Below are 13,615 nucleotides of genomic sequence, written 5' to 3'. Positions count from 1 at the left end.
CTCCTCACCCACTGCGAGAACTCGGACATCCGCGCCCGCCGCATCGACGTCGACTACGCCTCCCACACCCACCACGTCGAACAACTCCGCGACCAGCTCGCCGAACAGCTCAGCGGCATCACCCCCAAACCCGCCGACATCCCCTTCTACTCCACCGTCACCGGCGAACGGATCGACACCACCCGCCTCGACGCGGACTACTGGTACACCAACCTCCGCCAGCCGGTCCTCCTCGAACCGACCCTCCGCGACCTCGCCACCCACGGTCACACCAGCTACCTCGAAATCAGCCCCCACCCCGTCCTCACCCCCGCCATCGAGGAAACCCTCGACACCGCAGCCCCCACCCTCGTGACCGGCACCCTCCGCCGGAACGAGGGCGGCCTCCGCCGACTGCTCACCTCGGCCGCCGCGATCCACACCCACGGCCGCCCCGTCGACTGGACGACCCTGCTCCCCACCGACGGTCCCCACCAGGTCGACCTGCCCACCTACCCCTTCCAGGGCGAACGCTTCTGGCTGACCGCACCCACGGCGGCCAACCCCCGCACCGCCGGACTCGACACCGCCGAGCACCCGCTGCTCGCCGCCGCCGTCCCGCTGCCGGACGACGAGGGCATGCTCCTCACCGGCCTGCTCTCCCTCACCACCCACCCCTGGCTCGCCGACCACGCCGTCTTCGGCACCGCGCTCCTCCCCGGCACCGCCCTCGTCGAACTCGCCCTCCACGCCGGCCGTCAGGTCGCCTGCGAGTACCTCGAAGAGCTGACGCTGGAAGCGCCGCTCGTCCTCCCCGAACAGCAGCCCGTCCGGTTCCAGGTCCGCGTCGGCGCGCCCGACGAGGCCGACCGACGCCCCGTCACCATCCACTCCGTCCGCCACTCCGCCCAGCACACCGGGGACGGCTGGACCAGGCACGCGACCGGGATTCTGGCAGTGGAGGGCCCGGGCCACGCAGCGACCACAGACGGGTCGCAGCCCTGGACAGCGACGCTCGATCCGGCCGACGCGCTCTACGACCGGCTGGCCGACGTCGGTTTCGACTACGGTCCGGCGTTCCAGGGCCTCCGGGCCGTCGGTCGGCACGGCAACGAGATCCTGGCCGAGGTCGCGCTCCCGCGCGAACGCCACGACGACCGCTTCGACCTGCACCCGGCCCTCCTGGACGCGGCCCTGCACGCCTGCCTGCTGGAGGGATCGGACGGCGTCCGCCTGCCGTTCGCCTGGTCCGACGTCGTCCTCCACCCCACGGCGGCCACCTCGCTGCGCGTCCGGCTCACCCCGACCGGCCCCGACACCGTCTCCCTCACCGCCACCGACGAGGCCGGAAGCCCGGTCGTCTCGGTCGGCTCGCTGACGCTGCGGCCGGTGACGCCCGAGCAGTTCAGCGCCGCCGCCCACGGCCGCCACCAGCCGCTGTACCAGGTGGACTGGGTACCGCTGCCGCCCGGTGCCGACGCACCCGACGAGGCGCCGTTCCTCCTGGGCGCCGACCACACCGACGACACCGACGAGACCCGCGACTCCGGCTACGCCGGCCCCGCCGATCTGCTCGCGATCCGGGCCCCGCTGCCGACCACGGTCGTGGCGGCCTTCGGGCCCGGGGTCGGAGCGTCCGTCGAGAACGTCCACGCGGCGGCCGGGCACACCCTGGACCTCGTCCGGGCCTGGCTCGACTCGGAGCGCTTCGCCGACGGCCGGCTCGTGCTGCTCACCCGTGGCGCCGTGGCGGTGGATCCGGCCGACGACGTCACGGACCTGGTCCACGCCCCGCTGTGGGGCCTGGTCCGCTCCGCCCAGTCGGAGAACCCCGGCCGCCTCGTGCTGGCCGACCTCGACGACCACCCCGACTCCTACCCGGCCCTGGTGCGGGCGCTCTCCTCGGCAGAACCCCGACTGGCAGAGCCCCAGTTGGCGGTACGCGAAGGCCGCGTTTCGGCCGCCCGGCTGGCCGTCGCGGCGCCCGGCGCAGCGGAGGCCCCGGCCCCGTTCGGCCCCGCCGGCACCGTGCTGGTGACCGGGGGCACCGGCCTGCTCGGCGGCCTGCTCGCCCGCCACCTGGTGACCCGGTACGGCGTGCGCCACCTGCTGCTCCTCAGCCGGCGGGGGCCCGACGCCGACGGTGCGGCCGAGCTGCGGGACGAACTCACGGCGGCGGGCGCCACGGTGACGGTCGCGGCGTGCGACACGGCCGACCGGGAGGCACTCGCCACGGCCCTGGCCCGGGTGCCCGCCGAACAGCCGCTGGCCGCCGTGGTCCACACGGCGGGCATCCTGGACGACGGTGTGCTGACGGCCCTGACCCCCGACCGGGTGTCGGCCGTCCTGCGGCCCAAGGTCGACGCGGCGTGGCACCTCCACGAACTGACCCGCGGCAGCGACCTCCGCGCGTTCGTCCTCTTCTCCTCGGCCGCGGGCGTCCTGGGCCAGGCCGGCCAGTCGAGCTACTCGGCGGCCAACGCCTTCCTCGACGCCCTGGCGCAGCGGCGCCGCGCGGAGGGCCTGCCCGCGCACTCCCTGGCCTGGGGACTGTGGGCGGAGTCCAGCGGGATGACCGGCCACCTGGCCGAGGCCGACCTCCGCCGCCTGAGCCGTACGGGCCTCGCCCCCATGCCCTCCGACGAGGGACTCGCGCTCTTCGACGCGGCCCTGCGGACGGACCGCGCGGCGCTGGTGCCGGCCCGGCTGGACACCGCGGCCCTGCGGGCGCAGCCCGAGGTGCCACCGGTGCTCCGCGGCCTGGTCCGGGCCCCGAGGACGCGGGAGACGTCCGCCCCGCAGACCGGGACCTTCCGGCAGCGGTTCGCCGCTCTGGAGGCGCCCGCGCGCGGCCGCGCCCTGCTCGACGTGGTCCGGGCCCAGGTGGCGGCCGTGCTGGGCTACGCCTCTCCGGACCGGGTCGAACCCGATCGCGGCTTCCTCGACCTCGGCCTCGACTCCCTCACCGCGCTCGAACTGCGCAACCGGCTCGGCCGGGAGAGCGGCACCCGGCTGCCCGTCACCCTGATCTTCGACCACCCGACCCCGGCCGCGGTCGCCCGCCACCTGGAGAACGAGGTGTTCCCGGCCGACCGGACAGCGGAGGAAGCGGAGGAACCGGCACCCGAGGAGGTCGACGAGGCCGAGTTCCGACGGGCCCTGGCGACGGTCCCGCTGGCCCGGTTCCAGGAAGCCGGGCTGGTCCGCACCCTCCTCCAACTCGCGGACCCGGCGGGCGAACCGGCGGACGCCGACGAGCCGGACCACGGCAGCGCCCTCGACACGATGGACTTGGACAGCCTCATCCGGGTCGCCCTCGGCGACAACTGATCACGCCGCACCACCCCTCTACGGCACGGAGTTTCGGAGTTCGCGATGACCGTATCCAGTGAAGAAGTCGTCAAGGCGCTACGGGCTTCCCTCAAGGAGGCCGAACTGCTGCGGCAGCAGAACCGGAAACTGACCGCGGCGGCCTCCGACCCGATCGCCATCGTCGGCATGGCCTGCCGCTACCCGGGGGGCGTCACCTCGCCCGAGGGCCTCTGGCAGCTGGTCGCGAGCGGCGGCGACGCCGTCACCGCCTTCCCGGAGGACCGCGGCTGGGACCTGGACGCGCTCTACGACTCCGACCCCGAGGCGTTCGGAAAGACCTACGCCCGGGCCGGCGGCTTCCTCCACGAGGCCGCGCTCTTCGACCCGGACTTCTTCGGGATCAGCCCGCGCGAGGCGCTCGCCATGCACCCGCAGCAGCGGCTGCTGCTGGAGACCTCCTGGGAGGCCTTCGAGCGGGCCGGCATCGACCCGGCCTCCGTCCGCGGCAGCCGGACCGGTGTGTTCGCCGGCGTGATGCACCAGGACTACGCCGCGCGGCTGCGCCGCACCCCCGACGACCTCGAGGGCTACCTGATGACGGGCAGCCTGGGCAGCGTGGTGTCCGGGCGGGTCGCGTACAGCCTGGGCCTGGAGGGGCCCGCGATCACCGTGGACACGGCGTGCTCCTCGTCGCTGGTCGCACTGCACCTCGCCGGACAGGCGCTGCGCAACGGGGAATGCACGATGGCCCTCGTCGGCGGCGTCACCGTGATGACCGGACCGGGCGGCTTCGTCGAGTTCAGCCGTCAGCGGGCGCTGTCCCCCGACGGGCGCTGCCGGGCCTTCGCGGCCGCCGCCGACGGCACCGGCTGGGCGGAGGGTGTCGGCGTCCTGCTGCTGGAGCGGCTCTCCGACGCCCGGCGCAACGGGCACCAGGTCCTCGCCGTGGTGCGCGGCTCGGCCGTCAACCAGGACGGAAGCAGCAGCGGGTTCTCCGCGCCCAACGGGCCCGCCCAGCAGCGGGCGATCCGGGACGCGTTGAAGAACGCCCGGCTGACCGCGGCCGACGTGGACGCGGTCGAGGCGCACGGTACCGGCACCCGGTTGGGCGACCCGATCGAGGCGCAGGCGCTGTTCGCCACCTACGGCCAGGACCGGCCGGCCGAACGGCCGCTGCTGCTGGGCTCGTTGAAGTCCAACATCGGCCATGCGCAGGCCGCGGCCGGGGTCGGCGGCGTGATCAAGATGGTGATGGCGATGCGGCACGGCGTACTGCCGCAGACGCTGCACGTCGACGAGCCCACCCCGCACGTCGACTGGTCCTCCGGTGCCGTCGAACTGCTCACCGAGGCACGGGAATGGCCGGCCGGGGAGCGGACCCGACGAGCCGCCGTGTCCTCGTTCGGGATCAGCGGGACGAACGCTCACGTGATCCTCGAAGAGGCGCCGGCTGCTTCGCCCGCCGCCTCGCCGGAGGACGCCGCCACCGACTCGCCGTTCCCTGTGGTGCCGTGGGTTCTCTCCGCCCGCGACGAGCAGGCGCTGCGCGCGCAGGCTGGACAGTTGGCCGCGTTCCTCCAGGAGCGCCCCGACACCGACCTTCGGGCCGTCGGCCACACCCTCCTCACCGGACGGGCCCACCTGGACCACCGGGCCGTCGCCATCGGCGAGAACCGTGAGGAACTGCTCAGCGCTCTCGCCGCCGTCGCCGACGGCACCGCCCCCACCGGCAGCGGCAGCTTCGAGCGTCCGGTGTTCGTGTTCCCCGGACAGGGCTCGCAGTGGATCGGCATGGGCGCCGAACTCCTCGACACCTCAACCGTGTTCGCCGCCTCCATCGACCGTTGTCAGGACGCCCTGGCCCCGCACATCGACTGGTCGCTGACGGACGCCCTGCGCGGCACCCTCGACCTCGGGCGGGTCGACGTCGTCCAGCCCACCCTGTTCGCCGTCATGGTCGCCCTCGCCGAACTCTGGCAGTCCCTCGGCATCCACCCCGCCGCCGTCATCGGCCACTCCCAGGGCGAGATCGCCGCCGCCACCATCGCCGGAGCCCTCACCCTCGAAGACGGCGCCCGCATCGCCGCCCTGCGCAGCCGTGCCATCCTCACCATCAGCGGCCACGGCGGCATGGCGTCCATCCCCCTCGGCCACCACGACACCGTCGAGCTGTTGACCGCCTGGGACGGACGACTCAGCATCGCCGCCCACAACGGCCCCACCACCACCGTCATCGCCGGCGACCACGACGCCCTCGACCAACTCCTCACCCACTGCGACGAAACCGGCATCCGCGCCCGCCGCATCGACGTCGACTACGCCTCCCACACCCACCACGTCGAACAACTCCGCGACCACCTCGCCGAACAACTCACCGGCATCACCCCCAAACCCGCCGACATCCCCTTCTACTCCACCGTCACCGGCGAACGAATCGACACCACCCGCCTCGACGCGCACTACTGGTACACCAACCTCCGCCAACCCGTCCTCCTCACCGACGCCCTCAACTCCGCCCTCGCCGACGGCCACCACACCTTCATCGAGGCCAGCCCCCACCCCGTCCTCACCACCACCGTCCAGGACACCGCCGAAGCCGCCGACCAGCCCGCCGTCACCACCGGCACCCTCCGCCGGAACGAAGGCACCTGGACCCGACTCCTCACCTCGGCCGCCCACCTCCACACCCACGGCCACGCCGTCGACTGGACCCCCTTCCTCACCCCCGGCACCCACCCCGACCTCCCCACCTACCCCTTCCAGCACCAGCACCTGTGGATCGAGGACACCGCCGTCGCCTCTGCCTCCCCGGCGGGGTACAGCACCCAGGACGCGGGTTTCTGGGAGGCCGTCGAGGAGCAGGACGTCGCCGCCGTGGCCGCGACGCTGCAGGTGGACGACGACGAGCGACGGCGGTCGCTGAGCGCCCTGCTGCCCGCGCTCTCCTCGTGGCACCGGCAGAGCCGCGACCGGTCGGCGGTGGACGACTGGCGGTACGGGATCGCCTGGAAGCCCGTGCCCGAGGGCGCCGCGTCCGCCCTCTCCGGCACCTGGCTGGTGGTCGTTCCCGCGGGCTGCGCGGACGACGCCTGGGTCACCGGAGCCGTACGCCTCCTCGGCCTGCGCGGCGCCCGGCCCGTGGTCCTGGAGGCGGGCGCGGCCGACGCGGACCGCGACGTGCTGGCCGCGCGGCTGAGCGAGGTGCTCGACGACGGCGGGTCCGGCCCGGCCGGCCTGCTGTCCTTCCTGGGACTGGACGCCCGCCGCCACCCCGGGAAGCACACCGTGACGAGCGGCCTCGCGCTGACGCTGGCGCTGGTCCAGGCCCTGGCCGACCTCGGCCTCCGGGCGCCGCTGTGGTGCGCCACGCGCGGCGCCGTGTGCGCCGGACCGTCCGACGGCCCGGCGGATCCGGTGCAGGCCCAGTTGTGGGGCCTCGGCCGGGTCGTCGCCCTTGAGCAGTCGCAGCTCTGGGGCGGACTGGTCGACCTGCCCGAGGAGCCCGACGAGCGGGCGCTCGGCCGGCTGGCCCGGGCGCTCTCGGGATCCTCCGGGGAGGACCAGGTGGCGGTCCGTCCGGCCGGCCTGTTCGCGCGGCGGATGGTCCGTGCGCAGCTTGGCGCCGCCAAGCCCGTCCGGGGCTGGCGTCCCGGGGGCACGGTGCTGGTCACCGGCGGCACCGGGAGCCTCGGCCCCCGGCTCGCGCGCTGGCTGGCCGACCACGGCGCCGAGCACCTCGTCCTGGCCAGCCGCTCGGGCCCGGACGCCCCGGGCGCCGCCGACCTGGCCGCCGAGTTGGAGGGTCGGGGCGTGGCCGTCACCCTGGCCGCGTGCGACGTGGCGGACCGCGACGCGGTCGCCGGGCTGCTCGACCGGCTGCGGGCGGACGGCCACACGGTGCGGGCCGTCCTGCACACGGCCGCGTTCATCGAACTGACCTCCGTCGCCGACACCACCCTGGAGAGCCTCGACCAGGTGCTGGCCGCCAAGGTGGACGGCGCCCGGCACCTGGCCGACCTGCTCGACCCGGACCAGCTCGACGCCTTCGTCCTGTTCTCCTCGATCGCCGCCTTCTGGGGCAGCGGCGACCACGCCGCCTACGCGGCCGCCAACGCGGCGCTCGACGCCCTCGCCGAACAGGGCCGCGCGCAGGGCCTGCCGATGCTGTCGGTCGCCTGGGGCGTCTGGGAGGACGCCGTCAACACCTGGAAGAACCTCGGCGACCCTGACGTCGAACGCACCCGTCGCCGCGTGCGCGGACAGGGTCTGCCGCTGATGGCCCCCGAGCTGGCGATCGCCGCCCTGCAGCAGGCGCTGGACCACGACGACACCTTCGTCGCGGTGGCCGAGGTCGACTGGCAGCGCTTCGTCCCGTTGTTCACCGCGGTGCGCCCGAGCCCCCTGCTCACCGGACTCCCCGAGGCGCGTGCCGTGCTGGCGTCGTCCGCCGGGACGGCGACCGGTGCGGCGGCCGACGCGGCCGGCTCCGGCTCCGAGCTCCGGCGGTCCCTCGCGGACCTGTCCGAGCCGGACCAGGTCCGCGCGCTCACCGACCTCGTCACCGCGCACGCCGTCGCGGTGCTGGGGCACAGCACCGCGGACGGCATCCGGCCCGACCGGGCCTTCAAGGACCTGGGGTTCGAGTCGCTGACGGCGGTCGAACTGCGCAACCGGCTGGCCTCCGCCACCGGCCTGCGCCTCCCGGCGACGCTGGTCTTCGACTACCCGACACCGACCGCGCTCGCCAGCCAACTGCGGCGCGACATCCTGGAGTTGGGGGCACCGGAGCTGCCCGCCCCGGCCGGGACCGCCACCCCGGCGGGCGACGGCGCGGATGACGACGAGGCGATCGCGATCGTGGGCACGGCCTGCCGCTTCCCCGGTGGCGTGACGACGCCCGAGCAGCTGTGGCAGCTGCTCGCCACGGACGGCGACGTCGTCTCCGACCTGCCCACCGACCGCGGCTGGGACCCGGACGCGGTACCCGGCCAGCAGGGCGGCTTCGTCCGGGACGTGGACGGGTTCGACGCCGCGTTCTTCGGGATCAGCCCGCGCGAGGCGCTGGCGATGGACCCGCAGCAGCGGCTGCTGCTGGAGACCTCCTGGGAGGCCTTCGAGCGGGCCGGCATCGACCTGACCGCCCTGCGCGGCAGCCGGACCGGCGCCTTCGTCGGCGCCATGCAGCACGGGTACGGCGTCCGTTCGGCCGACGCATCGGCCGCCATCGAGGACTACGTCATCACCGGCAGCGTCACCAGCGTCATCTCGGGCCGACTGGCCTACGCGTTCGGCCTGGAGGGGCCGGCCATCACCGTCGACACCGCGTGCTCGTCCTCCCTGGTCGCGCTCCACCTGGCCGCCCGGGCCCTGCGGGCCGGCGAGTGCTCGATGGCCATCGCGGGCGGTGCGGTGGTGATGCCGACCCCGGACTCGTTCATCGGGTTCAGCCGCATGGGCGCGCTGTCCGAGACTGGCCGCTGCAAGGCGTTCTCCGACGATGCCGACGGGTTCGGCCTCTCCGAGGGGGTCGGCGTGGTGCTGGTCGAACGGCTCTCCGACGCCCGCCGCAACGGGCACCCCGTCCTCGCCGTGATCCGCGGCTCGGCCGTCAACCAGGACGGCGCCTCCAACGGGCTGGCCGCCCCCAACGGCCCGTCGCAGCAGCGGGTGATCCGGGCCGCCCTCGCGGACGCCCGGCTCACCACCGCCGACGTGGACGCGGTCGAGGCGCACGGTACCGGCACCCGGCTGGGTGACCCGATCGAGGCGCAGGCCCTGCTCGCCACCTACGGCAAGGACCGGCCCACCGAACGGCCGCTGCTGCTGGGCTCGTTGAAGTCCAACATCGGCCACACCCAGGCCGCGGCCGGGATCGCCGGTGTGATCAAGATGGTGCTCGCCCTGCACAACGAGGTGCTTCCGCGCACCCTCCACGTCAGCGAGCCCACCTCCCACGTCGACTGGTCCGCCGGTGCCGTCGAACTGCTCACCGAGGCACGGGAATGGCCGCAGGAGGACGGGCGTCCGCGACGGGCGGGCGTCTCCGCTTTCGGGATCAGCGGGACGAACGCGCACGTGATCCTCGAAGAGGCGCCGGCTGCTTCGCCCGCCGCCTCGCCGGAGGACGCCGCCACCGACTCGCCGTTCCCCGTGGTGCCGTGGGTTCTCTCCGCCCGCGACGAGCAGGCGCTGCGCGCGCAGGCTGGACAGTTGGCCGCGTTCCTCCAGGAGCGCCCCGACACCGACCTTCGGGCCGTCGGCCACACCCTCCTCACCGGACGGGCCCACCTGGACCACCGGGCCGTCGCCACCGGCGAGAACCGTGAGGAACTGCTCACCGCTCTCACCGCCGTCGCCGACGGCACCGCCCCCACCGGCAGCGGCAGCTTCGAGCGTCCGGTGTTCGTGTTCCCCGGACAGGGCTCGCAGTGGATCGGCATGGGCGCCGAACTCCTCGACACCTCACCCGTGTTCGCCGCCTCCATCGCCCGCTGCCAGGACGCCCTCGCGCCGCACATCGACTGGTCGCTGACGGACGCCCTACGCGGCACCCTCGACCTCGCACGCGTCGACGTCGTCCAGCCCACCCTGTTCGCCGTCATGGTCGCCCTCGCCGAACTCTGGCAGTCCCTCGGCATCCACCCCGCCGCCGTCATCGGCCACTCCCAAGGCGAAATCGCCGCCGCCACCATCGCCGGCGCCCTCACCCTCCACGACGGCGCCCGCATCGCCGCCCTGCGCAGCCGCGCCATCCTCGCCATCAGCGGCCACGGCGGCATGGCGTCCATCCCCCTCGGCCACCACGACACCGTCGAGCTGTTGAAGGCCTGGGACGGACGACTCAGCATCGCCGCCCACAACGGCCCCACCACCACCGTCATCGCCGGCGACCACGACGCCCTCGACCAACTCCTCACCCACTGCGAGAACTCGGACATCCGCGCCCGCCGCATCGACGTCGACTACGCCTCCCACACCCACCACGTCGAACAACTCCGCGACCACCTCGCCACCGAACTCGCCGGCATCACCCCGACGGAAGCCACCATCCCCTTCTACTCCACCGTCACCGGCGAACGAATCGACACCACCCAACTCAACGCCGACTACTGGTACACCAACCTCCGCCAACCCGTCCTCCTCACCGACGCCCTCAACTCCGCCCTCACCGACGGCCACCACACCTTCATCGAGGCCAGCCCCCACCCCGTCCTCACCCCGGCCATCGAGGAAACCCTCGACACCACAACCCCCACCCTCATCACCGGCACCCTCCGCCGGAACGAGGGCGGCCTCCACCGACTGCTCACCTCAGCCGCCGCGATCCACGCCCATGGCCACCCCGTCGACTGGACCCCCTTCCTCACCCCCGGCACCCACCCCGACCTCCCCACCTACCCCTTCCAACGCGAACGCTTCTGGCTGACCGCGCCCACGGCGACGAACCCCCGCACCGCCGGACTCGACTCCGCCGAGCACCCGCTGCTCGCGGCGGCCGTCCCGCTGCCGGACGACGAGGGCATGCTCCTCACCGGCCTGCTCTCCGCCGCCACCCACCCCTGGCTCGCCGACCACGCCGTCTGGGGGACCGTTCTCGCCCCCGGCACGGCCCTCGTCGAACTCGCCCTCCACGCCGGCCGCCGACTCGGCTGCCACCACATCGAGGAGCTCACCCTCCAGGCGCCGCTCGTCCTCCCCGGCCAGGACGGCGTCCGCGTCCAGGTCCGCGTCGGCGCGGCGGACGCCACCGGGCGTCGCGCTCTCACCGTCCACTCCGCTGTGGACGGTTCGGAGGCCGGCGGCGCCTGGACCTGCCACGCGACCGGCACCGCCTCGCCGACCGAGCCGTCCGAGCCGTCCGCCGGCTGGGCGTCCGGCCGCGTCTGGCCGCCGGCCGGGGCCGAGCCGGTCGAACTCGACGGCCTCTACGAGCGGCTCGCCGTCGACGGCCTCGGGTACGGTCCCGCGTTCCGAGGGCTGCGCGCCGCCTGGCGGCTCGGCGAGGAGGTGTACGCCGAGGTGCGGCTGCCGCGCGAACAGCACGACGTGGCCGCCGAGTTCGGCCTGCACCCCGCCCTGCTGGACGCGGCCCTGCACACCACGCTGATCGACGGCGCGGAGCAGGTGAGGCTGCCGTTCTCGTGGACCGGTGTCACCCTGCTCGCCGCCGGCGCGACCGCGCTCCGGGTGCGGCTGACTCCGACCGGCCCGGACGAGCTGTCGCTGGCGGTGGCCGACGAGACCGGTCTGCCGGTCGCCACGATCGACTCGCTCGCCGTCCGGCCGGTCTCCCGGGCGCAGCTCGGCTCCGCCTCCCGTCGCTCCGGCGCCGACTCGCTGTTCCAGCTGGCGTGGCACGAGCTGCCCGGCCGTACGAACGCGGGGACGGTCCGCCATGCGGTGCTCGGTTCCGGCGCGGTCGGCGGAGACGGCTATCCGGATCTCGCGGCCCTCGCCGACGCGATCGGCGCCGGCGCACCCGTGCCCGAGGCCGTCGTGCTCCCCTGGACGTCGGAGCCCGGCGGGGACACCCTGTCCGCGGACGCGGCCGGGCGGGCGGTGGAACGGGCGCTGTCCCTGCTCCAGTCCTGGGTGGCCGACGACCGGTTCGGCGCCGCCCGCCTGGTGGTGGTGACCGCCGGCGCCGTCGACACCTCGCTCCGGGCCGTGTCCCCCGACCTGGCGGCGGCCGCCGTCTGGGGTGCGGTGCGGTCGGCGCAGGCCGAGCACCCGGGCAGGTTCGTCCTGGTGGACCTCGACGGCCCCGCGGCCGACGACCGGACCGCGCCGTCGGCCGCGCTGTCCGCCGTACTGCCGGCCGTGCTGCCGGCCGTGCTGGACGGTGCCGAGCCGCAGTACGCGGTCCGGGCCGGGCGGGTGCTGGTGCCCCGGCTGGCGCGGCTGCACCCGGCCGACGACGTCGCCGCCACCGCCCTGGACCCGGAGGGCACCGTGCTGATCACCGGGGGTACCGGCACGCTGGGCGCCCTCGTCGCCCGGCACCTGGTCGACACGTATGGCGTCCGGCACCTGCTGCTGGTCAGCCGGCAGGGCCGGCAGGCGCCCGGCGCCGCCGAACTGGCCCTGTCCCTGGCCGGGTCGGGCGCCGAGGTGACCTTCGCCCCGTGCGACGCGGCCGACCGGGAGTCGCTGGCCTCGGTGCTCGCGGCCGTCCCGGCGCGCCACCCGCTGACCGGGGTGGTGCACGCGGCCGGGGTGCTGGACGACGGCACCCTCGCCTCGCTCACCCCGGAGCGGGCCAGGGCCGTGCTGCGCCCGAAGGCGGACGCCGCCTGGAACCTGCACGAGCTGACCCTGAACGCCAAGCCGGCGATGTTCGTGCTGTTCTCGGCCGCGGGCGGGCTGCTCGGCAATGCCGGGCAGGCCAACTACGCCGCCGCCAACGCCTACCTGGACGGCCTGGCCGCCCACCGCCGCGCGCTGGGCCTGCCCGGGGTGTCGATGGCGTGGGGGCTGTGGTCGGCGGCCAGCGCCATGACCCGCGGCCTGAGCGAGGCGGACCGGTCGCGGATGCGGCGCTCGGGCGTGCTGCCGATGTCCACGGCGGCGGGTCTGGCGCTGTTCGACACCGCGCTCGCCCAGGACCGGCCGTTGGTGCTCCCGGTCCGACTGGACCTGCGCGCGCTCCGCGAGGGCGGCTCGACGCGGGACCTGCCGCTGCTGCGGGCCCTGCTCGGCACGGCACCGCGGCGCGCGGCCCGCTCCGAGGCGCCGGCCGCAACCGGCGCCGGGCTGTCGCTCGACGGCCTGTCCGCCGCCGAACGGTCACACACCCTCGTCGAGTTGGTGCGGGTCCAGGTGGCCGCGGTGCTCGGCCACGCCTCGCCGGAGGCGGTCGGCACCGGGCGCGGCTTCCTGGAGTCCGGGTTCGACTCGCTGCGCGGAGTGGAGCTGCGCAACCGCCTGGCCACGGCCACCGGCCTGCGCCTGCCCGCGACGCTGGTCTTCGACCACCCGACGCCGGCCGCCGTCGCCGAGCACCTCGGCGAGCTGCTCCGGCAGCGCGACCGGACGGCCGCCGCACCGGCCCCGCTCGACCTCGACGCCCTGGAGGCGGGTCTGCGCGACCTGGCCCCCGCGGACCGGGCCGCGCGTGAGCGGCTCGCCGAGCGGCTGCGCGGGCTGGCGGCGCAGCTGCACGCGCCGCAGGCCGAGGCGGCGCCCGAACTCCCCTCCGATGAGGAGGAGTTCGCGGACATCACGCTCGACGAGATCCTCGACATCGTCGACAGCGAACTGCGGAACCCGTGACCATGCCCACCCCGGGCCCACCGTCGGACCCGTCCTTGAACTCGGACCCGTC

2 protein-coding genes are annotated in these 13,615 nt (G+C 74.8%); both read left to right on the top strand.

The window, feature by feature from the left end; translation table 11 throughout:
• On the top strand, window positions 1–3,309 hold a 3,309-nt coding region (locus ACFXPX_RS19725), incomplete at its 5' end, for an SDR family NAD(P)-dependent oxidoreductase (RefSeq protein WP_380642480.1).
• Between the two features lie 45 nt (window positions 3,310–3,354).
• Window positions 3,355–13,563 (top strand): type I polyketide synthase, encoded by a 10,209-nt coding sequence (locus ACFXPX_RS19720; protein ID WP_380642478.1) that lies wholly within the window; start codon window positions 3,355–3,357, stop codon window positions 13,561–13,563.
• Window positions 13,564–13,615: the final 52 nt, after the last annotated feature.

It is taken from the genome of Kitasatospora sp. NPDC059146 (genome assembly GCF_042786665.1).
Lineage (GTDB): Bacteria > Actinomycetota > Actinomycetes > Streptomycetales > Streptomycetaceae > Kitasatospora.
This window is presented reverse-complemented; position numbering and strand designations above follow the sequence as displayed.